This window comes from Bacillus weihaiensis (assembly GCF_001889165.1).
In the GTDB taxonomy this organism is placed as follows: domain Bacteria; phylum Bacillota; class Bacilli; order Bacillales; family Bacillaceae; genus Metabacillus; species Metabacillus weihaiensis.
On the sequence record NZ_CP016020.1, the window covers coordinates 2434268 to 2458597 of the forward strand.

Consider the following 24330-nt stretch of genomic DNA (forward strand, 5'->3'; position numbering starts at 1 on the left):
ACATATGTATCCTTTTAAATTGTACCATACAAAAAAACATAGAGTAAAGAAAACAAAATGACTCGATGCATTTTAAAAGACGTTAAAATGCATCGAGTCATTTACGAATTCTAACTACAAGGAAACAAGTATTAAAAGTCACTGCCAGTAATATATGTTTCTTCATGGTCGTATTGATATTGAGGGAGAGTTTTTCGTTCGTATAATTCTTGGAAATAGAAATCATATTTTGTTCTAGCTGTTGGGAGTATCCTTAATTTTTCAAAAGGTATTTCTTCCCCTGTGTCTTCACAGTATCCATAAACACCTTTATCAATTTTCATTAGGGCACGTTCGACATCTTGAAGTTCCTCTTTTATATGATGCATTAAGGTGTAACTTTTACCTTGTTCAGTATCATACGTCATTTCAAACATACTGTGATTAAAAAGCCTAGTTGTTAGTTCTTCCTTCATCACTTGTAATTCATAACGGATCCCAGAAAATTTATTCAAGATGGACAACTCCTTATCCTTCTCATGATGTAAGATTAGTCTTTCCCTGATGTTATTGACTCACCCTGTAAAGAATTTTCCTTAGAAAGAATTGGATGCATTATTTTTATGGTGATGAGAGTTTTTTACCCACAGTTACCTTCATTCAAACCTCGATAATGAAAAATGGGCACATCCCTATTATGAAACCGATTGTATATCCCTCTATATACTGTTTGGATTATTTTTTCATCACTTAACTAAAATGATGCAATCCATCTTTTGACAAAGCTTTTTTAGTTAAGCTTTGATGTAATTTAAGTAAATAATAAATAAGGAATCATTTTCACGAAGGAGCCTAGTAAGCAAAAAATAAAGAGAACGCTCTCAATTCAAAGTGAAAAATTCTGCAATTAGTTTTTAAAAATGCCACTCTCTTTACGAAAACAATCTTATCGATAAAGAAAGCACTCAAATTTACAAACTTTTAGCGATATAGATAAAAATTTATATATATTTTTATCCATAAAAACAGCCACGCAATATGCGCGGCTATTTTTCCAAGTTGTACTTCTTAATAATTTTCTTTTACAATTGATGCACAACGTGGACAAAGTGATGGATGTTCTTCTACTTGCCCAACTTCTGTTGTAACGATCCAGCAACGGTCACATGTTTCTCCTTCTGCTTGTGTAACAGTGATTTTCACATTTTCAAATGTTTGTGCTGTTTCTGGAGCTGAATCAAAGTCGCCTGCGATTGAGAAACCAGATACGATGAATAATTGCTTCAAGTCTTCTTCAACAGATTCAAGTAAATCTCTTGCTTCACTATTAGGATACAAAGCAATGCTTGCTGTTAATGACTTACCAATTACTTTTTCATTACGAGCAACTTCTAATGCTTTCAATACATCATCTCGTAAAGACATGAAAGCATCCCACTTGCTTTCTAGTTCTTGCGCTTGCTTGTATTCTTTAACTTCTGGCATATCTACTAATTGAACACTTACTTCTGATACTGAATCAATATGCTCCCAAACCTCGTCAGCAGTATGAGGTAAAATTGGTGTTACTAGTTTAACTAACGTTAGTAACGTCTCATATAATACAGTTTGAATAGCGCGTCTTTCATGATGATCTTTTGCTTCAATATACAATACATCTTTCGCAAAATCTAAATAGAATGAACTTAGTTCAATAGTACAGAAGTTATGAACAGCATGGTAAATTCCAGCAAATTCATAATTCTCATATGAGTCTTTTACACGTTTTGTTAAATTATTTAATTTTACAAGCATATAACGATCAACATCACGAAGATTTTCTACCTCGATTGAATTGGTAGCTGGATCAAAATCTGCTAAGTTTCCTAATAAGAAACGGAATGTATTACGGATTTTTCGATAAACCTCTGCTACTTGTTTTAAAATCGCATCAGATACACGTACATCCGCTTGATAATCAACTGAAGCTACCCATAAGCGCAGGATATCTCCACCTAACTGCTTCATTACTTTTGAAGGTAAAACTGTATTACCAAGTGATTTACTCATCTTACGGCCGTCTCCATCAAGTGCAAATCCGTGACTTAACACCCCTTTATACGGTGCTTTCCCTGTAACTGCAACTGCTGTAGATAACGAAGAATTGAACCAGCCGCGATATTGATCAGATCCTTCTAAATATAAATCCGCTGGTCTTTGTAAATCTTCTCTTTCAAGTAACACAGCTTGATGAGAAGAACCTGAATCAAACCAAACATCCATGATGTCATTTTCCTTTGTAAATTTCCCATTAGGACTACCCTCGTGCGTAAATCCTTCTGGTAAAAGATCTTTCGCCTCTTGCTCAAACCAAATATTTGATCCATGCTCACGGAAAAGATTTGAAACATGGTCAATCGTTTCGTCTGTAATAATCGGTTCACCGTTTTCTGCGTAGAATACTGGAATTGGTACTCCCCATGCACGTTGACGAGAAATACACCAATCACCGCGGTCACGAACCATATTATAAAGTCTTGTTTCTCCCCATGCAGGTACCCATTTCGTTTCATTAACTGCTTTTAATAAGTCTTCACGGAAATCCTTAATGGATGCAAACCATTGAGCAGTAGCTCTGAAAATAGTTGGTTTTTTCGTTCTCCAATCATGAGGATAAGAGTGTGTGATAAATTGAAGCTTTAATAGTGCTCCTACTTCTTGTAGCTTCTCAGTAATTGGTTTGTTAGCTTCATCATAAAATAGACCTTCGAAACCTTCCGCTTCTTTTGTCATATATCCTTTTTCATCTACTGGACATAAGACATCAAGGTCATACTGCTTTCCTACAATAAAGTCATCCTCACCATGCCCTGGAGCTGTATGAACACACCCTGTACCACCATCACTTGTTACATGCTCACCAAGCATGACAAGCGAATCTCGATCATAAATTGGATGCTTTGCTACAACTCGGTCTAATTCCGATCCCTTGATTGTGCGATCAACTGAGTAAGATTCCCATCCAATTGTACTTGCAACCGTTTCTACTAATTCAGACGCTACAACAAATTTCTCACTATCTACAACGACTACACTATAGTCTAATTCTGGATGAACAGAAATTCCTAAGTTGGCTGGAATAGTCCAAGGAGTAGTTGTCCAGATAATAATCTTCTCATCTGTCGTTAATACACCTTTCCCATCTTTAACAGGGAATGCAACATAGATAGATGGTGAACGCTTATCTGCATATTCGATCTCAGCTTCTGCTAGAGCAGATTCACTTGACGGGGACCAATATACTGGTTTTAACCCCTTGTAGATATAGCCTTTTTTCGCCATATCTCCAAAAACTTTAATTTGTTGCGCTTCATATGCTGGTGTTAACGTAACATACGGGTTATCCCAATCTCCACGTACACCAAGTCGCTTAAACTGTTCACGTTGACCATTAATTTGCTCCCAAGCATATTCTTCACATAGCTTACGGAACTCAGCTACAGACATTTCTTTACGCTTTACTTTTTTGTTCTTTGTTAAAGCTGTTTCAATAGGTAAACCATGTGTATCCCAACCAGGAACATAAGGAGCTGAGTATCCACTCATTGACTTATATCGTACGATAAAATCTTTTAAAATTTTATTTAACGCATGCCCCATATGGATATCACCATTTGCATATGGCGGTCCATCATGAAGGATGAAAAGGGGACGACCCTTCGTACGGTCTTGTACCTTTTCGTAGATGTTCATTTCTTCCCATTTTTCCTGCATTAAAGGCTCGCGATTAGGCAAATTACCTCTCATAGGGAATTCTGTTTTTGGCATTAATAAGGTATCTTTATAATCCATATACTTACGCCTCCATTATTATAGTTTGTAGCTTAATTCTACATAGTTAGTTAACAAATTAAGAAGTAATTTAGTAAACAAGACCACCATTTTAAGCCTATATTTACGGTCCTTAAAACAAACCATTAGAAATCAGTAGAATGTTTTAAATCTTTTAGACGTCTTTACATTCATTTGGCTCTATTACCCTAATTTAATGATTTCCGTTACAGGCATTCGCTTTCCGCGGATAGTCTGTGAGCCTAATCGGCTCAAGAGTCTGAGGGGTGTCTCCTTCTGAAACACTTATCCCGCAGAAGTCCCCTGCCTACCACTCGAATCAACAATGTGCAAAAATCAACAGTAAACATTCACAATACCACTATTTTAAAAAGTAAAATAAACCGATATGAGCAAGGTGATCTAAAACTGAATTTTGACAGAAAACACAAAAAGCCTTCTCATCCCACAAGGGACGAGAAGGCTTATCTCGCGGTACCACCCTATTAGATTAATTTTTCAACTCATTAATCCACTTCAGTATTCGTAACGTGAATAAATCGCCAGTGCTTACTCTATCATTTCGGCATGGAACTCAAGGGTGATTTTCCTCCTAAACACTTATCCTGAGCTTTCACCATCCTCAGGTCGCTTAAATAAGATTTATTTAGGTGTACTGTCCCTTTCAACGTCTATTTATCAAGTTAATTTTTAGCATGGTTGGTAATCGTAAATGTCGATTTTCTGATATAAGCATTTGCTATCTGTTTTGGTGGCTCCCTTTGACACGCTTCTCAAGGAGGAGTCTTCTCTTCCATTCCAGTCAACAAAGAGCTAGAATCAACACTAACATTCACAATGCCCATTTTTTAAAACATTCTATGTGTCAGTATTATATGCGATAGAAAAAGAGAAAGTCAAGTTCAGTTTGTTGTTTCTTCTTCTTCACCGAAGATAGGCTCAACTTCATACTCTAAAAGATGATCCCAATCATCATTTTTCAGAAGATCTAACTGTGCTTCAATTAGCATTTGGAAACGAGTTCTAAAGACTTTAGACTGCTTCTTAAGCTCTTCGATTTCCATAGCAATTTTTCTCGATTTCGACAATGCCTCATTTATAATACGATCGGCATTTTTTTCAGCTTCTTTAATAATGAGCTTAGACTCTTTTTGAGCATTTCGCTTCACATCTTCCCCAGCTTCTTGGGCAATGATAATAGATTTATTTAAAGTCTCCTCAATATTCGTAAAGTGACTTAACTTTTCAGTCATCTCCGTAACGCGAGCTTCTAGTTCTTTCTTTTCACGAATAATCATTTCATAATCTTTAATGACCTGATCTAAAAACTCATTTACCTCATCTTCATCATATCCACGAAACCCTTTATTAAATTCCTTGTTATGGATATCTAATGGTGTTAAAGGCATGGATGCCACCTCCAATATGTAGTTAAATAGTTAATCCTTGACAACATTATAAATCATATTTCGACAGCTATGTTGAAAATCCTTTTAATTCTTCAAATTTTCTTTTTTATTTTGACTATTTTCGTGTAGATTTGTACTTTCGAAGAATCACGTTCTGTACTTTTTCACTTGTTTGTTTCTTGTTTTTTAGACTTCAAGTGAATGCTGCACACTTTTCACTGTTCAGATTTTAATCGTAACAAATGTTAAGAAATTACCAAGTAAAAATGATCACTTTTGTTTTTCTATAACGATTTTGAATCGATCTTTTTTTGTTTTGCCTTCAATCCTAATTAATTTACTTCTTCCATAGCCTCTTACTGATAGTGTATCTCCTTCGCGACATTCAAAAGAAACCGAATCAACTACTTTCCAATTCACTTTTACGGCTTCATTTAGTACGAGAGGTTGAACTTTTTGTCGTGAAAGATTATAAATAGCTGCTGCTACAACGTCCAATCTAAGTGATGAAACAGTAGTTATTTGTTCAACTACCTCTTCCTTATGTGCAATCATCTCATGTAAAGGCTTCTCTTTAACGTGTATCTTTGATCGCCCAATTTCCTGAAAATTCATACTTATAAAGTCAGCTATCTCACTGGCACAAATGAATTGAATTGCTTCTTCACGGAAGAGGATATCTCCAAATTTTGCTCGCTTTAAGCCTAAGCCCATCAATGAGCCAAGTACATGTCTGTGCTCTATTGTTACAAATTTACTTGCATAGCTTATCTCAAATAAGCTCAAATTGAAATCTTCGTTTGTTGGTTCGTAATAATCCGGATAGATGCAGGCTCGTTTTCTCTCTGTTTCTTCTATTCCACCGAAAAAAGCAACTTTCACATCAAGATTTTCACCTATTACAGACGCTACTATTTCTTGTTCACGAGGGTCTAAAAAATCAGTAAGCTTTGGGCTATATTGCGAAAGGACAAGCTCCTTCCATTCTATTACTTGATCAATAAAATGTCGCTCATCTTGACGAAAATGTTGATAAATTTGACTCATATGTACACTCCACTAAAAGACTTTAGATCGTAATTAAAATACAATATAGCATAAAAAAGAGGGACATATTGTCCCTTACATTAATATTCTAAAAAGAGCAGCTAGACCAAACTGAGCAAAGTTTAATGTTAAGATAGCTACAATCGGTGAAATATCAATCATTCCTAAAGGAGGGATGATTTTTCTAAAAGGCTCTAAGTATGGTTCGACGATTTTGCCTAAAAGCTCCCCAAAGGATGATTCTCTAGCGCCTGGGAACCAAGAAAGCAAAATATAAATAATAATTGCATAAGAATAGATTCGAAGTAATGTACTTAACACATCATATAATACACCCATTTATGTTACCACCTTTGATGTTCTTCTTCTGAAACAAGCTCTGAAATAGACCCCGACACATCCACATTATCAGGGGTACATAGGAAAATATTCATTCCAATTCTTTGAATATCGCCACCAATTGCGTAGACTGTACCACTTAAGAAGTCAACTATTCGTTTAGCCTGATCTCGTTGAATACTTTGCAAGTTTACAACAACAGCCTTACGATTTTTCAATTGATCAGCTATTTCCTGCGCTTCAGCATATACTCTTGGTTCACTTAATACCACTTTAGATGATTTTTGCACACTTTGCAAACTCACAACATTTTGCTTTTGTGGCTGTGTTTGCTGTTTTTGAGGAAATTGCTGAGGCTGCTCTTGTTCATATTCAGGCTGTTGTTCGTCTGCTTCAATATATTCGTATTCTTCATCCTCTAAAGCAAAAAAGCTTTTAAAACGGTTCTTAATCGACATCTTAAACACCTCCTGTTTCATTACCAACTAATGATGTTCCCACTCGTATATATGTAGCACCCTCCTCGATGGCAATATCATAGTCATTTGACATTCCCATTGAAAGCTCTTTACATGGAGCATTCTCTAACGAAAGGGCTTGTACTTTTAATTGAAGTTCCTTGAGTTGTTTAAAACAAGCACGGATGCGTGATCGATCATCCGTAAAAGGAGCCATCGTCATAAGACCGACCACTTCTATATTATGTAAGTCAGAAAGTTGTACAATAAAGTCTTCTACGTTTTCAGGGTTAAGACCATGTTTTGAATTTTCACCAGATACATTGACTTGAACAAAACACTTCACCTTCTGAGAAGCTCTTTTATCGATTTCCTTTGCAAGTGAAAGCCTGTCAAGTGAGTGAATATAATCGACTTTATCGATAATATTTTTCACTTTTCTTGTTTGTAAGGAGCCAATAAAATGCCAAGTCGGTCCTTCTCCAAGCTCATGGTACTTATTAACAAGCCCATCATCTCTATTTTCACCAAGATGAATGATCCCTGCTTCTAAGGCTGCTTTAGCGCGTGTAATACTTACATACTTAGTAACAGCGATGATATTTATATCATTAAGATCTCTTCCTGAATTAGCACAGGTTGCTCTAATTGTTTCTTTTATCTTTTGCAAATTCTCTTTCACATTCATTTGTTAAGCCTCCAATCCCAAGCCGATAAAGCTTAACATTCTTCCTGTTTTCCCATGATCTCTTCTATGAGAGAAAAATTTGTCAGCATCGCAGCTCGTACAGTAATTTGAAGTGAGGATATTCTCCTCCTTCACTCCAGCACGAATAAGTAGATTTTTGTTAAGCTGTTTTAAATCTAATTTGTATTGTCCTTGAGATATCATCTCATACGACATATGGTTCCTCGGTAAGGATAATTCATTAATAGCTGATATGACACGATCATCCACCACGTAACAACAAGCTTCAATTGATGGACCAATAGCTACTTTAACAGTCTGAGGATCAATACCTTCAAGCTGCCATTGTTTTATCATTTCACCACTGATATTTTTAACTGTTCCCTGCCAGCCAGCATGCGCTAACCCGATATATTTTTTTTCAGCTGAAAAGAAATATAGTGGGACACAATCAGCAAAACACAATGATAACATGATACCTTTTTCATTTGTATACAATCCATCACAATCCAATACCCCTTTATCATACGAGTGAATACCTTTTCCCGTATCTTGGTTAGTAACTTTCTTAATGTGATTGGAGTGTGTCTGCTCTGCAAATACCCAATTAGATAAAGATAAGGGAGTACTGCTTGCGATTTTTTCTCTATTTTTAATGACTGTATCGGTATCATCTTTAACATGAAGACCTAAATTCATCGTTGAAAAGTTTTCGTCACTGTATCCGCCTTGCCTCGTTGTGAAGCCAATCGTAACATAACTTACTAGGTCCGGCCACTCTTGAATTGCAAGGAAAGATTCTTCTTCTTGTTTGAATGGTTCTCTTGTCATGTTAGTCAATCCTTTTATTCGACATATACTTTTACACTCTCGACTTTATTTTACCACAATTTCATCACAAGGTTTAGCATGAAAGTCAATTTATTCCGCTTGACTATCGATTTGCTTATTCATTCTAACTAATATCACATCTTCACCTATTTTTACTATATTTCGCCATGGAATGACGAATTCCTCGTCTTTCCCAAAAAAACCTAACATTTTTCCTTGACCACTTATAATAATGGCTTGAATTTTACCCGTCGTGACATTAATATCAAAATCACTAATGTTCCCCATTTTTTTACCGTCTGATACGTTAACGATATCCTTCGTTTGAAACTCTGAAATATACATTAAGAAAACCTCCTATAGATGAAAATTTAACTTTTAGTCATTTATGTTTGTAACAGGTGCTTTTGTTAAAACTATTTTCTTAAAGAAAGTTGCACCCAGGAAAAATCCATCACTGTGATTTTTCAATAGCTACAGTCTATACAATAACAACCCTAATTAGGAATTCCCCTCTTTCTTATTAAAAAATAAATGATCCTAACCATATTTTCTTTTACAGCAATTAATGTAAAAGGAAATTACCTCAAAACATGTGAATACTTATATGTATGTTCGTTAGAGACCAAATAATTCTTTTAATAGAACTTTCCTTATTAAAATCCAGACAAAAAAGGTCTGACCTATGTATGAACGTTTGGTCAGACCTCTCTCGTATTCATTTAGTTTTGAATATTTTTATTCATTTGTTTAATTGCTGCTTTTTCTAAGCGAGAGACTTGAGCTTGAGAGATACCAATTTCTTCAGCAACTTCCATCTGAGTTTTACCCTGAAAAAACCTTTTTCTAAGAATTAGCTTCTCCCTGCTATTTAGTCTTCTCATTCCTTCTTTTAATGCAAGTTCCTCAATCCATTGAATATCACGATTTTTTTCATCACTTAATTGATCCATGACAAAAATTGGGTCTCCCCCGTCATTATAAATCGGCTCGAAAAGAGAAACTGGATCTTGAATGGCATCGAGAGCGAATACGATTTCTTCATGAGGTACATCTAATTCTTTTGAGATTTCCTCTGCTGTCGGTTCTCTTGATGTTTCACTCATAAGACGCTCTCTTACTTGAAGGGCCTTGTAAGCAATGTCCCTAAGAGAGCGTGAAACACGGATTGGGTTATTATCTCTTAGATAACGTCTAATTTCACCAATAATCATTGGTACAGCATATGTTGAAAATTTGACATTCTGGCCTAAGTCGAAATTATCGATCGATTTCATTAATCCAATACAGCCAACTTGAAACAAATCGTCAACAAACTCTCCTCTGTTGTTAAACCGCTGGATAACACTAAGTACCAATCTCAGGTTGCCATTCACCAGCTCTTCTCTTGCTGATATGTCGCCGTTTTGCATCTGCTTAAAAAGCTCTCTCATCTTATCATTTTTAAGCACTGGAAGTTTTGAGGTATCTACTCCACAAATTTCAACTTTATTTCTTGTCACATCTTTCCCTCCTAACAGGAGTTGCTGTACAGTGTTAAGTATCTCCTGGAGTGGAAAAAATATGCACAAGCTATTTATCCAAAAACGGAAAGATTCTTCATCAATAATTGATAGAATAGGCTATTTCCAGTTAAAAAAATTTTTTTAGACCATTTTATTAAATTCTTTTTGTAATCTTTTAATAATTCTTTTTTCAAGTCGTGAAATATAGGATTGAGAGATCCCTAACATATCTGCAACATCTTTTTGCGTTTTTTCCTCTCCACCCTGTAAACCAAAACGCAGTTCCATAATTTGTTTCTCACGATCGTTTAATTGATGAAGTGCCTTTAACAATAATTTGCGATCAACGTTCGCTTCTAAATCTTTTGTAATAATATCATCCTCAGTACCTAGTACATCAGATAATAGCAGCTCATTCCCATCCCAATCTATATTTAATGGTTCATCAAACGAAACCTCTGATCTTAGCTTGTTATTTCTTCTCAAGTACATTAAAATTTCATTTTCAATACACCTAGATGCGTAAGTAGCTAGTTTTATCTTTTTTTCAGGGTTAAATGTGTTTACAGCTTTGATTAATCCTATGGTGCCAATACTAATAAGATCTTCAATATTTATCCCTGTATTTTCAAATTTTCTTGCAATATATACGACTAGACGAAGATTTCGTTCGATTAAGATCGAACGTGCTGCTTGGTCCCCTGAAGGAAGTTTTTGCAAAAGTACCTCTTCTTCATCTTTTGAGAGAGGTGGTGGAAGAGCTTCACTACCACCAATATAATAAACCTCGTCTGATTTAATCCCTAATTTAATTAATAGCTTATACCACAAATACGTTAGATGTAATTTTAATTTTTTCATGTTCCTCCCCCTTCTAAAATATAAGATTGTGAGTAAGATAGAAGTAAGTTATGATACATTTTGCACCGACTGACCCTGAAGCATTTTCGGATGAACAATACACTCATATTCATCCTCTGAAGACAATTGAGTTCGATTTAATCCTACAATGGTCTTTTGAACATGAAAGGTTTCATTATTCATTTCAATGGTTACCTCGTCAGGTTTAAGACCTAGTAGAAATTGATGTTCTTTTCCTACCACTCTATAGGGAATAATTCTTACTCGATGTTCCCATTCATGACCTTGATCATCTTCACTAATTGACTTCATTACATCATCCTGGAGTGCTTGTTTTAGTAGCTGCTCTGGTATATATTCTTTCACCTTAAATATATCAATGATCATAACAGGACTTCTTGAAATAGGGTCCACCAATTGATTACCACTATCTATTAATCCTTTGAGCGTAAATTGCGTCTGTTCAATGCGTATTGAAACGGACACAATCTGATCATGATGAATTTTTTTCGATTCCACACCTTCAATTTGCTTTTTTGAAAATAGCCAAATTGTAGGAAATCCAATTAATATGAATAACCAACTTACAGGGTGTCCAAAGCCAGTTGAATTCGTTAAAAAGATTCCATCAAGGTAATTGGTCTCTGATTGAAAGAAAAAGTGAGTACCAATCATTCCACCGCCGACCATAAAAGTAACAAAATAAAAGGCCAATACATTCTGAAAGAAATAACTGAATTTCTTAAAGCCAAATGCAACGATGACCATTAAGATAGAAATAACCATTTTCCCAATTGGATTTGTAGCAATGACGCTATACGGAGAAAACATGAATAGAACAACACTTGAACCAATAAAGGCAGCTACTACAAGCCTAACTTTCATTTTTTTTCTCTTTAAGGCAATTGATGTTAAAAGTAATAGAAATAGATCAAAGGAAAAGTTTAAGAACCAAATAACGTCTAAATAAATAGACATTTGCTACTCCTTCCCCATATGTAAAATGCGTCCTTTATCGTTACTATCACCTCGTTTAGGACCTGTTAGAAATTAGTATAAAACCAAATGAAGAGGAAGTCTGTCAGTTACTGCCGATAAGGAAGAAGTATTTTTGCAAGATTATTAGAAATTTTGTCGAGTTACCATGAGGATTAGAAAGAAGTTGGTTCTTTATGAATTGAAAAAATCGAAGTAAGCAAGAATGAGATTGCAGATCAAAATTAGTCCCCTTTGATATTACCTAGACTTAAAGCTCTGATTATCATATTTTGTAGCTATTTTACCTAAAGTAAGTTAGGAGTCTCTTTTGAAAATCATAGAAACCTCCATTTTATTTAGTGATTAAAGTTAACTAACAAACTACTTATACACAATTGCTTTTTATTATCGTTTTCTTATCAAAAATAAAAGCACAAGCTACACCTTTCATTAAAGGTGCACCTTGTGCTTTCATATTATCTACGCTTATTACGGTTTCTTAAAAATGTAGGAATATCTAATGTATCATCTGCTTGTTGTTGTGTTTGTTGAACATTTCCACGTGATGGAGCTTCATGTGTTGTTTCCTCACGTTTTGGTTCACGCTTTTGTGCAGGCTTAGTCATCGTGCTTCCAGAATTAAATTGGCGTGAAGGCTGTTGCTTAAGTGGGTTTGTTTCCTGTTCAGCAAAACCAGTTGCAATCACCGTAACAATAATCTCATCTTTCAAATTTTCATTAATAACAGAACCAAAGATCATGTTTACTTCTTGATCTGATGCAGAAGCTACAATATCTGCCGCTTCTTGTACTTCATATAGACTTAAATTCATACCACCCGTAATGTTCATTAGAACACCTTGAGCACCATCAATTGATTTTTCTAACAATGGACTTGAGATAGCTTTTTTAGCAGCTTCAGAAGCACGACTTTCTCCTGTTGCTACACCAATACCCATCAAAGCAGAACCTTTATTGGACATAATTGTTTTAACATCTGCAAAGTCAAGGTTAATTAAACCAGGAGTAGCGATTAAGTCAGAAATACCTTGAACACCTTGTCGTAACACATTATCAGCTTCTCTAAATGCTTCAAGCATTGGTGTATTCTTATCGACAATTTCAAGCAAACGATCGTTTGGAATAACAATAAGCGTATCGACAGAATCCTTCATTGCACTTATTCCGCCCGCTGCCTGCATTTGACGCTTTCTTCCTTCAAATGTAAACGGTCTTGTCACAACACCTACTGTTAAAGCTCCTAAATCTTTTGCTATTTGTGCAATAACAGGTGCAGCTCCAGTACCTGTTCCACCACCCATTCCAGCGGTAACAAACACCATATCAGCACCTCTAAGAGCTTCCTCGATTTGTTCTCTGCTTTCTTCGGCAGCTTTTTTACCAACCTCTGGGTTAGCGCCTGCACCTAATCCTCTTGTTAGCTTAGAACCAATTTGCATTTTCACTTCTGCTTTTGATAAGTTCAAAGCTTGTGCATCTGTATTCACTGCAATAAATTCTACACCTTGAACTCCGTGCTCTATCATTCGATTAACGGCGTTATTACCACCGCCACCTACTCCAATAACCTTGATGGTAGCTAAGCCGTCAATATTTGTTTCAAACTCCAACATGCGAAATCCTCCTAATCCATCAAATCAATTCTAATTGATGTCTACTATTCAAAGAAGTAACCAAAAAACTTCTTCACTTTATTCACTTTATTTTCCTCTTGTTGTTTTTGAGGTTTAGTTCTTTGCTGTTGTGTTGGTTGTTCGTAAGTTGCTGCAACCTCAATAGCATCTACTTGTACATTCGAACCAATTTTTCTACCTTGAATTTTAGCATTTTTATGTGCGAATTGAATTAACCCAACGCCAGTCATATATTGTGGTTCTCTCACACCAATATAATCTGGGCTTGCTATTCTTACACTATTTTGAAGGATTGCCTGTCCTAATTCAAGTACCCCAGGCATTTTAACCGTACCACCTGTTAAAACTAACCCTCCTGGTAAGTCTTGAACTCCAAGTCTCCTTAACTCATGTAAAATAAGCTCGTAGATTTCTTCCATTCTAGCTTCTATAATATCAGCAACTTCTAATTGGTTAAAGGTTCTCTTTTGATCAGAACCTATAACAGACGCTTCAAAGATTTCATCCTCAGAGGCATGATCATAAAAAGCATGTCCATGCTTTAGTTTGATTCTTTCTGCTTCCTCTGTCGTTGTGCGAAGTCCTATTGAAAGATCCTTCGTTATATGCTCGCCACCAACTGGTAGTACAGAAGTTGCGACTAAGTGGTCTTGTTCAAAAACTGCAATAGTTGTAGAACCACCACCAATTTCAACTAGAGCGACACCTAGATTTTTCTCATCTTTTGATAGTGCAACAGAACCTGCTGCCAATGGTTGCAAGCAAATATCTGTAATTTCTAGGCCTGCACGCTCTACACATCGTAATAAATTATGTAAGATCGTCTTTGAACCAGTAATAATAATACCTTCCATTTCTAGACGAACCCCAAGCATTCCTCTCGGATCATTAATTTCGTCTAGTCCATCCACTATAAATTGCCTTGGTATTACATCAATGATTTCTCGTTCAGGTGGTATCGATATGACCTGAGCAGCGTCTATCACACGTCTAACGTCTTCATTAGAAATTTCGCGATTTTCACTTGATACAGCTACTACTCCGTGACAGTCTTGAAGGTGCACGTGATTTCCAGTAACACCAACTACCACTCTTTTTAACGAGATTCCAACCATTCTTTCAGCTTGTTCAACAGCTTTCTTAATAGAATGAACGGTCGCATCTATATCGACGATAGACCCTTTACGTAATCCTTCTGATTTTACATTACCTACACCAATAATGTTTAAAGTATCATTTGCCATTTCACCAATAATTACTTTAACACTGGATGTACCGATGTCAAGACTTACAAATAGTTCATTGCTGTTCATTCTAAGGCACCTCCTCATCTATTGATACTCTTCTTATTCTATTCTTTGAAGAACAACATGACAATGAATCTAGTTTTACATATTTGTAACAAAATATTATTTTAATATTTCCTTGATTTTTCCTTCACTAGTGTTTATTCGTCAAATAATTGATATTCCCTCTATTTTATTCAACTTTTTTTCAATTTTTCTCGTGAAAGAGCCCATTTTGAGATTAAAATCCTTCTTATTACAGCTATATTTTGAAAGAGTCTAACTCCAAAGGCAAACACTGCTACTAAGTACAAGTCTACACCAAGATGAACCCCGAGAAAAGCTAAACTTGCAGCTAGTATGATGTTAAAGAAAAAACCAGATACAAAGACCATTTCATCGTATATGTCTTGCAAATGTGCCCTTATTCCTCCCAGTAGAGTATCAAGGGCAGCAAGTATGGCAATTGATAGGTAGTTTGAATATTCAGGAGGGATACGCAGTTCTGATACAATACCTAAAAATATCCCTAAAAGTAACCCTAATATAGGCAACCACATTTTATCCCCCTCCTTTATTCGCTTTAACAGCTTTCATATTTTTCACTCGTATTGGATCTTCATACGCAGGAATAATCATATGATCAATTGGTTTAGATATATTCAAACTTAAATTATCAATTGCAAAATCTTCATCTGTAGTAGATGCACTCATTCGATTATAAAGCTTTTCAACATTATCTGAAATAACTTTAATTTTCAAAGGAAGTTTATCTAAACTAAAATTATCCATTTTGGTTTGACCATTAATATCTCTAATGACGGATGAATTAATGAATCTTCTATCTGCTATAGCGATATCTTTCGCTCCATAAGAATTTAACTCATTTATTAATCTTTTCAATAACTCCGGTGAGACATTTTGAAGAGGTTTACCAATTAAGTCTTCACTGAATAATTGGTCAATCGTAATGACTAATCCTTCACCAGAAATTTCTGTTAGACCCGCTTCTTCTTTTAATACATTCAGGTTATCTTTTAAAGCTGTTTCAGGGTTCTGATTTTCCTCATTTTCATACGTTTTAATCATTGCATTATATTTTCGGATTTCACTTAAAAGCTCTATTTGAAGCTGCTGTTGTTTTGTTAAATCTTCCCTGAGTTGCCACATATCACGTGTATCCCTTACAATAGGCTCCTGAATTGTCTGAAATTGAACGGCTAGCATCATACCAAATATCATTGTAAGGAACGTAAAACTCAGCCCCTTTTTCCAGCCTCTATTCATTAAAACCACCTAACCATCTTATATTAATCAAATTACCCTTTAGAGTATAAAGATTTATCCTTTTTATGAATGAGTTTGTCATGTCTTCATTAAGTTACCTTAAAGATTGGCTCTATACTGGTTGTTGATTTTCGTTACAGACATACGACTACCGCGAGCAGGCCGGGAGCCTCATCGTAAGCTACCCGCCTGCAGGGTCTCCCTTTGACACGCTTCTTCCCCAGAAGTCTCTTACCTTCTACTCCAATCAAAAATGAGCAAAAAATCAACTTTAAACATGTAGATTTAACTAACTACAAGTAGTTCTGCTCTTATGAATAGAAACTTTACATAAGAGCAGAACTACTATGTGGTCGACTTAATCGGCCTTCACTCCATCCTTTTACGAACTTAGGAGGCCGAGTCTTTTTGCTCGTTCAATAAGGGTTCCATTACAATCTTATCTTTTTTCTCAACAGCTACAACTACATGGTCATATGTAAGCTGATCTATTACACCACCTGTAATATTTAAGGCTGGTATCATGACATTTGGATCTCCTATGGCAGATATAACAAAGGGTGCTGGGAATTGGTTCCCATCAACAGTTACAACTGGACCATTACAATAAATATAAGAGTGTCTTGAAAGTCTCTGACCATTGACAGAAACTGCATCTGCACCAGAAATGTATAGCTCATTTATTACACTAAAAATCTGAGATTCATGAACGATATAGTTATTAACGTTTTCACCGTCAGGAACATAAGAAGCATCCTCTAGAGTCACCTGTACTCCTTTCCCTTCTACTGCAACGTCACCAACATACATTCTGTATTTTTCGACATCTTCCACTAAATTATAATAGACTTGTTTTTCTTCTTTCAATGAAGCTTCAATCTCTTCTACTCTTTCTTGCTTTTCAAACAATTCCTTTTGCAAATCGCGATTAATCTCTTCCTTTGTTATGAGCTGTGATCTAATTTGATATTCTTTGTCCCATTGCTCTGGAGAAAGAGTTTCACCTTTTGCTTTCTCTCTTGTTAATTGAAAAGAATATGAAATTAAAAAGCCTAAAACCAAGAAGATAAGAGATAAAATGACATAACTGCCTTTCATTCTACTCTTCATTACTAGCAGACTCCTCTTCCTTCTTCATTTCTTCATATGATTCAAAGTAGGAGCCGACCTCTAAATGAATGACCCCTCTACTATTTTCATCTAACGCATTCACAATACTTGGATATGATTTCATTTTCTTAGCAAAGGTTCTAACAGAAGCATGAACTTCAAATCCATCATTCATGTAGAGTTTAATTAACCAAGGATCTGTTTTACCAGGAGTATGATGTATTTCCGAGATCGAATTAAGTATTGTAGGAGGAAGCTTTAATAGTTCAGCTGTCAATTCTTTTATATCCTCTTCACTATTCCAATCGACTAATAATGGAGCATCTGCAGGCAATGCAATACTCTTCTCCTCTAACGCTTGTCCATTCTCCAAAATAGGATAATAAGTGCTAGATTTTTCAATATAAGCAATGCTAGCATATTCAGCAACATTTAGAACGACTTCATTTGGAAATTTCTTCTGTATTTCCACATGTTTTATTTGCAAATGGTTGCTTAGATTCTTTTCAACTTCAGATATGTTAATATTCCAAAATCCTGTAGAAGTCGTAATTCCACTTAATTCAATGATTTCTTTAGAATCAACATGCTCATTTCCTTCTACAGAGATAGAGGCAACCTTACTCAATGGGGACTGAAAATAAATAACAAGTAATATTAGCAGAAAAAAGATTGATAAAAAAGAAATAAGTCTTCGATTTGATTTCTGTTTTCGTTGTTGTTGTAATTTTGGGATGCGGTCTTCTAACGAAACAACTTTTTTCTCCACCATTTTCACCTCATCCTAGCATATTAAACTAGGTCTTCTTCTTTGCTCACGAGAGTCTTATCTAATATGTTCACTACAAAGCATGAAACAGTATGGAATAAAACAAACGGCATGGATATGCCGTTTTATTTCAAGTTAAGATTATTAACTTTTGATAGTATAACACAATTTAAGGAAAAATTGGGAGTGAATGTGACTATTTCCCGCCAATGATTTCAACTTCAGTCTCCATGCTCACACCGTACTTTTCTAGTATAGTTTGCTTTACAAAATCGATTAAATCTAAAACATCCTTTGCTTTTGCACCACCGGCATTTACAATAAAATTACCATGCATATCTGATATTTTAGCTCCCCCGATTTGATGCCCTTTTAATCCAGCATCTTCTACAAGTTTCCCAGCATAATGTGGTAAGGGATTTCTAAAAATACTCCCTGCACAAGGATAATTCCAAGGTTGAGTATCTCTTCTATAATCTTTATTCTTTTGCATAACACCTACAATATCCTCTTTCTTCCCTTCCTGGAGTTTAAGTACAGCTTGAACACAAATGCCAGGACGTTTTTCTTGAAGAATTGACGTACGGTAAGAAAATTCTAACTCTTCGTTTGTAAGCCATTGTAAGGAACCATCTTCAAATAAAACAAGAGCTTTTATCAAAATAGTAGACATGTCTGAACCATGTGCACCTGCATTCATATACACTGCCCCACCGATGGAACCAGGAATTCCACTTGCAAATTCAAGGCCTGACAACCCTTTTTTACTAATAATGGTTGCTAGTTTAATTACAGAGTAGCCACCGCCAACAGTGAGTACATCTCCCTCAATGTTCATCTCATCCATACCTGTACCAATTTTGATAACTACACCTCTAATACCCTCATCCGCTACTAAAAGATTGGAGCCTCTCCCAATCGCTCTCCATGGTACATCATGCTTCTTTATAATTTCTAATGCTTTTTCCAAACTCTCACTATTTGTTGGCTCTATTAATAGATCAGCAGGACCACCTATTTTAATTGTCGTATGTTTTGCTAAAGGCTCATTTACGAGTACCTTTCCAATATTTTCATTTTTTAATTCATCTGTAATAGTTAGCATAAAATACCTCCTCATTGCTTGCAAACGTTTCGTGAACCTTTATAAAATAAGGCTCCACTCGAGAAAATAGCGATAAGATCGTACACAATCCCATAAAATGACTGCTTTTTACGAACTTACTTCTTTGAGTACGTTGGATAATCTTTCAGCTGCATCTGGTATACCTAGTTGTTTAGATGCTTTACTCATTTCTGTTAGTTTAAATTCATTTAATAAGATATGATCAATTTTCGTTAAAAGAGTACTCCCTGTTAACTCATTTTCCTTTACCATAATCGCTGCATCATGATCACTCAAGCTACGCGCATTCACTTCTTGATGATTTGCCGTTACATATGGACTTGGGATTAAAATACTTGGTAAACCTAATGCTGTAATTTCAGCAAGTGAGGTTGCACCTGCACGACCTACTATTAAATCTACACCAGCTAACACCTCAGGCATATTGTGTATAAAAGGCTTAATGATGACGTGCGATGAGTCCTTAAGTTTATTCACTTCATCCATTACTTTATCATAATGCACTTCACCCGTGACATAGATGACTTGATAGGATTTTTCTGCTAAAGAAGGAATCATATCCAATACAGCATCATTAATTGCTTTTGCTCCACGACTACCTCCAAAAATCAAGACAGACTTTTTGCCTTCTTGTAAACCTAACGATGTTCTACCTTTTTTTGCATCTTGACCAAGTACTTCTGAAGCACGAGGATTACCTGTTAATACTACCTTATGCGGTGGAAAATATTTTTTTGCTTCATTAAAACAAATTGCTACCTTATCGACATATTTTGATAGAAATTTATTAGTCATCCCAGGAAGACTATTTTGCTCGTGAATAACAGTTGGTATTTTGAGCTTAGCAGCTGCATATACGACCGGACCACATACATACCCACCTGTTCCAATCACTACATCTGGTTTAAACTCTTTTAAATACTTCTTACTGATAGTCACTCCATTTATAAATCTCATAATCGTTTTCACATTATCAAATGATAATTTTCTTTTAAATCCTGATATTTCAATAGATTTAAATGGAATCCCTTCCCGAGTTACGATGTTTTGTTCTAATCCTTTTTCAGTTCCAATATATAAAAATTCAATCTTATCGTTGTGCTTTTTCATTTCATTAATTAAAGCTAAGGCAGGGTAAATATGTCCACCGGTACCTCCACCACTAACAACAACTCTCATATTAATTCCCCCATATCATTCAAATTCAATTATATAATCCTTAAATCGTTATAAAGGATAGATGTATTTTATTGTTTAATCATTCACTGAATTACTTTTACGTTTTATAAAAGCTTGTTCTATGTAAACCATTCATCCTAGTTTTTAACGTAAACTTTTTGGGCACTGTTGGTTCCCAATTTAGGCCCCCAATTTCCGAGGAGAACCATAATTCCATGAAATATTGGTACAGATACAATCTTCATTATTGAGGCATTATCATGTAAAAAATAGATAAGGCTGACGTTTAAGGACTTCTCAGAGATGTAGTTCTCTTAGAGAGTGTCACTTACACAGTGTCAGCCTTAACTCTTTCATTTTATATGAAGAATGATGTTTAATAAATCTTCTTTACAAATCTAATATTTCGAATATCTACTTACATTCAATAACACTCCGATGGCCATTAGCATCAAGGTTAAGGACGAACCTCCATAACTTAAGAATGGTAGTGTAATGCCTGTAACCGGCATTAATCCGGTGACAACACCTATATTGATCATTACTTGAATAGCCACCATTGTAATAATCCCAATAGCTAGGAAACTACCATATAAATCTGGAGCACCAAGCGCAATTCTAATTCCTCTCCATAAAAGAAGTCCAAATAAGAGTAAGATAAAGGATCCACCAATAAAGCCTAGTTCTTCCGCTAAAATTGCAAAAATAAAGTCTGTTTGTGGTTCAGGTAAGTAAAAGAACTTTTGCCTGCTTTGACCAAGTCCTAGACCGAACAGACCACCAGGCCCAATGGCATATAATGATTGTATGATTTGAAATCCACTTCCTAATGGATCTTCCCATGGGTCTAAGAAGGATGTTATTCTCTTAATTCGATAGGGCGCAGATAAAACGAGAACGACAAATCCAGCGAGTCCTGCAAGTCCTAGCCAAGCAAAATGAATAATACGTGCTCCAGAGACAAATATCATGACAATGCAAGTACCGACCATGACTGTCCCAGTTCCTAAGTCAGGTTGAAGCATAATCATGGCAAATGCTAAAAAAACGATCCCTAATGAAGGGATAAGACCTTTTTTAAAGGAAGTGATTTTCTTCTGATTTTCTGATAAAAATTTTGCCAAAAAGGCTATCATGGCAAGTTTCATGAATTCTGAAGGCTGAATAGAAAAAGCTCCAACTCCAATCCAACTTCTTGAACCGTTACGCTCCATCCCTATTCCAGGAATTAATACGGCTATAAGTAGGAAAAAGCAAACAATTACAAGCATCTTCGCCCATGTTCTCCATGTCCAATAGTCCACATTCATTAAGAAGAACATCGCAATGACACCAACACCTGCAAACAATAGCTGCCTTTTAGCGAAAAAGAATGAATCATCGAATTTGTATGTAGCCCAAACTGCGCTTGCACTATATACCATAATGAGACCAATAGTTAAGAGTAATAAGGTCAAAATAACTAATATAAAATCTGGTGTAGACCTTTTAGCTGTCAACGCCGAACACCCCTGTACCAAGTTTATTAAGGGCTTTTGGTTTTAAAATAAGCGTTATTTCAGCTCATTGTTCACCATTTTCATAACGTTGTACAAGCCCTTAGTTAAGCTTATGCACGGCTTGAATAAAAATGTCTCCTCTTTGCTCAAAAGTTTTATACTGATCCCAACTAGCACATGCTGGCGATAATAGAATAACATCTTGTTTTTCGGAAACTTCATATGCCGTATAAACTGCTTGTTCCACATTATCGACAAATTTAATTACTTCTATTCCACTTTCTCTAGCAATTCGTTCCAATTTCTTTGCTGTTTCTCCAAATAAAATTACGGCCTTTACATGTGATAAGTAAGGTAGTAAATCATCAAATTCATTACCTCTATCAAGACCACCAGCTAAAAGAATCGTAGGGTTCTTAAAGGCACTTAACGCTTTACTCGTCGCTAGTATATTTGTTGCTTTTGAATCGTTATAGAAGCGTCGTCCCTCTACTTCAGCTACAAATTGCAGTCGATGTTTCACTCCAGGAAACGTTGTTAGAACTTTGTGAATAGCTTTATTAGAAACCCCTTTAAGCTTAACTGCTGTAATAGCAGCAAGGATATTTTCTACGTTATGTTCACCTGGTAAAACAATCTCTTCCAAGCGAATTACTTCCTCATCCTTATACCAAATACTACCGTCTTTTAGGTAAGTCCCTTCTTTATTTTCTTTTAAAGTAGAAAAATAAAGTTTTTGTCCCTTAGAACCTTTTCCAAGACTCATAACCTCTGAGTCATCTTCATTAATAATTGAAATATCTGAAGCCAGTTGATGTTCATATATTTTACCTTTAGCAAAAACATACTCTTCTTTCGTACCATGGTAATCTAAATGAGCATCAAATATATTTAATAAGATAGCGATGGACGGTCTGAATTCGATGGTTCCTAACAATTGAAACGATGACAATTCCATCACAATGATATGTTCTGAAGTAGCATGTTGAGCAACCTCACATGCTACTTTACCAATATTCCCTGCAATAAGGGGGTTTTTCTTTCCTTCTACTAGCATCTCGTAAATTAATGTAGTTGTCGTCGTCTTTCCATTAGAACCAGTAATTGCAATAATCTCAGCATCTGAAATCTTATATGCAAGCTCTACTTCTGTGATCACAGGGATCTTCTTTTCAACTGCAGCTTCCACAAGAGGGTTGGAATATGGAATGCCTGGATTTTTCACAACAAGATCCATATTCTCATCTGTTAGCAACGTCAATGGATGATCACCAGTTACCACTTTCATCCCTAAGCTTTGAAGCTCTTTTACTGCCGCGTCATCTTGACTTGCCTTTAAGTCATTAACAGTCACATAAGCACCAAGCTCATGTAAAAGTTTAGCAGCAGCTAAGCCACTTTTCGCCAATCCAAGTACTAAAATATGTTTATGCAAATAATCACTAATTTTTTTCACTTACTACCACACCTCAATATAAATTCCAAGAACTGCAAATATTAAACCTACCATCCAAAACGTAACGACAACTCTCCATTCTGACCAACCTACAAGCTCATAATGGTGATGTAAAGGACTCATTTTAAAGATACGTTTACCCGTTGTTTTATAAGATATAACCTGCAAAATGACAGATAAAGTTTCAATCACAAATACTCCGCCGATTAACACAAGTAAAATTTCTAGTTTTGTTAAGATAGCTATCGTTACAATAGCCCCTCCAAGTGCGAGTGAACCTGTATCTCCCATAAATACTTTAGCAGGGTGCGCATTAAAAACTAAAAATCCTAAAACTGCTCCCACTACTGCAACAGAAAAGATCGCCACATCAAATTGTGATTGATTCCATGCTAATACAGCAAATGCACCAAATGCTATAGCGGCCGTTCCGGATAACAATCCATCTAAACCATCTGTTAAATTAACAGCATTAGAACCTCCTACAAGCATGAAAATGACGAGAATGACATAACCCCACCCTAAATCAAAAGAAACCTCTGTACCTGGAATGCCTATTTCCGTTGAAAATCCATATTGTGTAAAAACTAAATAAAAAATAATCGCGATAATAACCTGCCCTAATAATTTCTGTCTTGACGTTAATCCCAGGTTTCGTTTCATCACTACTTTAATAAAGTCATCTAAGAAACCTAGTAATCCATAACCTAATGTCACAAATAAAAGTAGATACATTTCCACACTAAGTTCGGAATATTTCCCCGTCATGACAATCGTTGTAATGATAATGGAGATGATAATCATTACCCCACCCATAGTTGGAGTACCTGATTTCTTTTGATGTGATTTCGGCCCCTCTTCTCTAATACTTTGGCCAAACTTTAACCTTCTTAAAAACGGAATAATAATTGGGGAAAGTAATACACTTATTAAAAATCCCATCGCTATCGTAATCAAAATCGCCTGCTCTAGCATGTATATCCCCCCCTTTTAATTCTAGATACAAGCACATTTTCTATGCCCATATCATATGATAA

At 35.6% G+C, this 24330-nt stretch carries 23 protein-coding genes and 1 other annotated feature; all 23 genes read right to left on the bottom strand.

All coding sequences use genetic code 11. The features are described from left to right. Positions 1 to 131: 131 nt before the first annotated feature. Positions 132 to 494 (bottom strand): TraR/DksA family transcriptional regulator, encoded by a 363-nt coding sequence (locus tag A9C19_RS11740; protein WP_420835796.1) that lies wholly within the window; start codon positions 492 to 494, stop codon positions 132 to 134. 553 nt (positions 495 to 1047) lie between these two features. After that, positions 1048 to 3810 (bottom strand): isoleucine--tRNA ligase, encoded by a 2763-nt coding sequence (ileS, locus tag A9C19_RS11745; RefSeq protein ID WP_072580122.1) that lies wholly within the window; start codon positions 3808 to 3810, stop codon positions 1048 to 1050. A 447-nt stretch (positions 3811 to 4257) separates the two neighbouring features. Then, positions 4258 to 4487, bottom strand: a binding site (T-box leader). A 225-nt stretch (positions 4488 to 4712) separates the two neighbouring features. Then, the gene (locus A9C19_RS11750; protein ID WP_072580123.1) at positions 4713 to 5219 is read right to left on the bottom strand and encodes a DivIVA domain-containing protein; all 507 of its coding nucleotides are present in this window, start codon (positions 5217 to 5219) and stop codon (positions 4713 to 4715) included. A 270-nt stretch (positions 5220 to 5489) separates the two neighbouring features. Then, positions 5490 to 6266, bottom strand: coding sequence for a YlmH family RNA-binding protein (locus A9C19_RS11755; protein WP_072580124.1), 777 nt, complete (start codon positions 6264 to 6266; stop codon positions 5490 to 5492). A 75-nt stretch (positions 6267 to 6341) separates the two neighbouring features. Next, positions 6342 to 6605 carry a YggT family protein gene (locus A9C19_RS11760; RefSeq protein ID WP_072580125.1) on the bottom strand — a complete coding sequence of 88 codons (264 nt, stop codon included), beginning with the start codon at positions 6603 to 6605 and terminating at the stop codon, positions 6342 to 6344. Between the two features lie 5 nt (positions 6606 to 6610). Next, complete coding sequence (locus A9C19_RS11765; protein WP_072580126.1) at positions 6611 to 7063, bottom strand: cell division protein SepF; 453 nt, start codon at positions 7061 to 7063, stop codon at positions 6611 to 6613. Between the two features lies 1 nt (position 7064). Further along, on the bottom strand, positions 7065 to 7751 hold the full coding sequence (locus A9C19_RS11770; RefSeq protein ID WP_072580127.1) for a YggS family pyridoxal phosphate-dependent enzyme: 687 nt from the start codon (positions 7749 to 7751) through the stop codon (positions 7065 to 7067). A 3-nt stretch (positions 7752 to 7754) separates the two neighbouring features. Further along, entirely contained in the window at positions 7755 to 8582 is an 828-nt protein-coding gene (gene pgeF, locus A9C19_RS11775) for a peptidoglycan editing factor PgeF (protein WP_072580128.1), read from the bottom strand. A gap of 90 nt (positions 8583 to 8672) precedes the next feature. After that, complete coding sequence (locus A9C19_RS11780) at positions 8673 to 8927, bottom strand: YlmC/YmxH family sporulation protein (protein ID WP_072580129.1); 255 nt, start codon at positions 8925 to 8927, stop codon at positions 8673 to 8675. A gap of 377 nt (positions 8928 to 9304) precedes the next feature. Beyond that, positions 9305 to 10084, bottom strand: a complete 780-nt coding sequence (sigG, locus tag A9C19_RS11785; protein WP_072580130.1) for an RNA polymerase sporulation sigma factor SigG — start codon at positions 10082 to 10084, stop codon at positions 9305 to 9307. 144 nt (positions 10085 to 10228) lie between these two features. Next, positions 10229 to 10948 (bottom strand): RNA polymerase sporulation sigma factor SigE, encoded by a 720-nt coding sequence (gene sigE / locus A9C19_RS11790; protein WP_072580131.1) that lies wholly within the window; start codon positions 10946 to 10948, stop codon positions 10229 to 10231. A gap of 48 nt (positions 10949 to 10996) precedes the next feature. After that, the gene (gene spoIIGA / locus A9C19_RS11795) at positions 10997 to 11926 is read right to left on the bottom strand and encodes a sigma-E processing peptidase SpoIIGA (protein ID WP_072580132.1); all 930 of its coding nucleotides are present in this window, start codon (positions 11924 to 11926) and stop codon (positions 10997 to 10999) included. Positions 11927 to 12402: 476 nt separating this feature from the next. Next, the gene (gene ftsZ / locus A9C19_RS11800) at positions 12403 to 13560 is read right to left on the bottom strand and encodes a cell division protein FtsZ (protein WP_072580133.1); all 1158 of its coding nucleotides are present in this window, start codon (positions 13558 to 13560) and stop codon (positions 12403 to 12405) included. 44 nt (positions 13561 to 13604) lie between these two features. Further along, the gene (gene ftsA, locus A9C19_RS11805; RefSeq protein WP_072580134.1) at positions 13605 to 14894 is read right to left on the bottom strand and encodes a cell division protein FtsA; all 1290 of its coding nucleotides are present in this window, start codon (positions 14892 to 14894) and stop codon (positions 13605 to 13607) included. Positions 14895 to 15064: 170 nt separating this feature from the next. Then, a complete protein-coding gene (locus tag A9C19_RS11810) occupies positions 15065 to 15427 on the bottom strand; it encodes a small basic family protein (protein WP_072580135.1) in 363 nt (120 codons plus the stop codon). A gap of 1 nt (position 15428) precedes the next feature. Next, a complete protein-coding gene (locus tag A9C19_RS11815) occupies positions 15429 to 16154 on the bottom strand; it encodes a DUF881 domain-containing protein (RefSeq protein ID WP_072580136.1) in 726 nt (241 codons plus the stop codon). A 390-nt stretch (positions 16155 to 16544) separates the two neighbouring features. Continuing rightward, positions 16545 to 17252 carry a DUF881 domain-containing protein gene (locus A9C19_RS11820; protein ID WP_072581859.1) on the bottom strand — a complete coding sequence of 236 codons (708 nt, stop codon included), beginning with the start codon at positions 17250 to 17252 and terminating at the stop codon, positions 16545 to 16547. A 1-nt stretch (position 17253) separates the two neighbouring features. Further along, positions 17254 to 18036, bottom strand: a complete 783-nt coding sequence (locus A9C19_RS11825) for a cell division protein FtsQ/DivIB (RefSeq protein WP_083584359.1) — start codon at positions 18034 to 18036, stop codon at positions 17254 to 17256. A 193-nt stretch (positions 18037 to 18229) separates the two neighbouring features. After that, positions 18230 to 19138 carry a UDP-N-acetylmuramate dehydrogenase gene (gene murB / locus A9C19_RS11830; RefSeq protein ID WP_072580138.1) on the bottom strand — a complete coding sequence of 303 codons (909 nt, stop codon included), beginning with the start codon at positions 19136 to 19138 and terminating at the stop codon, positions 18230 to 18232. 108 nt (positions 19139 to 19246) lie between these two features. Then, positions 19247 to 20338 carry an undecaprenyldiphospho-muramoylpentapeptide beta-N-acetylglucosaminyltransferase gene (murG, locus tag A9C19_RS11835; protein ID WP_072580139.1) on the bottom strand — a complete coding sequence of 364 codons (1092 nt, stop codon included), beginning with the start codon at positions 20336 to 20338 and terminating at the stop codon, positions 19247 to 19249. Between the two features lie 398 nt (positions 20339 to 20736). Then, positions 20737 to 21837, bottom strand: a complete 1101-nt coding sequence (gene spoVE / locus A9C19_RS11840; protein WP_072580140.1) for a stage V sporulation protein E — start codon at positions 21835 to 21837, stop codon at positions 20737 to 20739. A gap of 100 nt (positions 21838 to 21937) precedes the next feature. Then, positions 21938 to 23293: a UDP-N-acetylmuramoyl-L-alanine--D-glutamate ligase gene (murD, locus tag A9C19_RS11845; protein ID WP_072580141.1), complete on the bottom strand. Its 1356-nt coding sequence runs from the start codon at positions 23291 to 23293 to the stop codon at positions 21938 to 21940. A gap of 3 nt (positions 23294 to 23296) precedes the next feature. Further along, a complete protein-coding gene (mraY, locus tag A9C19_RS11850) occupies positions 23297 to 24268 on the bottom strand; it encodes a phospho-N-acetylmuramoyl-pentapeptide-transferase (RefSeq protein WP_072580142.1) in 972 nt (323 codons plus the stop codon). Positions 24269 to 24330: the final 62 nt, after the last annotated feature.

What these genes read in the sequence shown, in the direction of transcription:
- ileS (WP_072580122.1), bottom strand. Translation starts at nt 3,810, where the DNA reads ATGGATTATAAAGATACCTTATTAATGCCAAAAACAGAATTCCCTATG.
- A9C19_RS11750 (WP_072580123.1), bottom strand. Translation starts at nt 5,219, where the DNA reads ATGCCTTTAACACCATTAGATATCCATAACAAGGAATTTAATAAAGGG.
- A9C19_RS11755 (WP_072580124.1), bottom strand. Translation starts at nt 6,266, where the DNA reads ATGAGTCAAATTTATCAACATTTTCGTCAAGATGAGCGACATTTTATT.
- A9C19_RS11760 (WP_072580125.1), bottom strand. Translation starts at nt 6,605, where the DNA reads ATGGGTGTATTATATGATGTGTTAAGTACATTACTTCGAATCTATTCT.
- A9C19_RS11765 (WP_072580126.1), bottom strand. Translation starts at nt 7,063, where the DNA reads ATGTCGATTAAGAACCGTTTTAAAAGCTTTTTTGCTTTAGAGGATGAA.
- A9C19_RS11770 (WP_072580127.1), bottom strand. Translation starts at nt 7,751, where the DNA reads ATGAATGTGAAAGAGAATTTGCAAAAGATAAAAGAAACAATTAGAGCA.
- pgeF (WP_072580128.1), bottom strand. Translation starts at nt 8,582, where the DNA reads ATGACAAGAGAACCATTCAAACAAGAAGAAGAATCTTTCCTTGCAATT.
- A9C19_RS11780 (WP_072580129.1), bottom strand. Translation starts at nt 8,927, where the DNA reads ATGTATATTTCAGAGTTTCAAACGAAGGATATCGTTAACGTATCAGAC.
- sigE (WP_072580131.1), bottom strand. Translation starts at nt 10,948, where the DNA reads ATGAAAAAATTAAAATTACATCTAACGTATTTGTGGTATAAGCTATTA.
- spoIIGA (WP_072580132.1), bottom strand. Translation starts at nt 11,926, where the DNA reads ATGTCTATTTATTTAGACGTTATTTGGTTCTTAAACTTTTCCTTTGAT.
- ftsZ (WP_072580133.1), bottom strand. Translation starts at nt 13,560, where the DNA reads ATGTTGGAGTTTGAAACAAATATTGACGGCTTAGCTACCATCAAGGTT.
- ftsA (WP_072580134.1), bottom strand. Translation starts at nt 14,894, where the DNA reads ATGAACAGCAATGAACTATTTGTAAGTCTTGACATCGGTACATCCAGT.
- A9C19_RS11810 (WP_072580135.1), bottom strand. Translation starts at nt 15,427, where the DNA reads ATGTGGTTGCCTATATTAGGGTTACTTTTAGGGATATTTTTAGGTATT.
- A9C19_RS11815 (WP_072580136.1), bottom strand. Translation starts at nt 16,154, where the DNA reads ATGAATAGAGGCTGGAAAAAGGGGCTGAGTTTTACGTTCCTTACAATG.
- A9C19_RS11820 (WP_072581859.1), bottom strand. Translation starts at nt 17,252, where the DNA reads ATGAAAGGCAGTTATGTCATTTTATCTCTTATCTTCTTGGTTTTAGGC.
- A9C19_RS11825 (WP_083584359.1), bottom strand. Translation starts at nt 18,036, where the DNA reads ATGGTGGAGAAAAAAGTTGTTTCGTTAGAAGACCGCATCCCAAAATTA.
- murB (WP_072580138.1), bottom strand. Translation starts at nt 19,138, where the DNA reads ATGCTAACTATTACAGATGAATTAAAAAATGAAAATATTGGAAAGGTA.
- murG (WP_072580139.1), bottom strand. Translation starts at nt 20,338, where the DNA reads ATGAGAGTTGTTGTTAGTGGTGGAGGTACCGGTGGACATATTTACCCT.
- mraY (WP_072580142.1), bottom strand. Translation starts at nt 24,268, where the DNA reads ATGCTAGAGCAGGCGATTTTGATTACGATAGCGATGGGATTTTTAATA.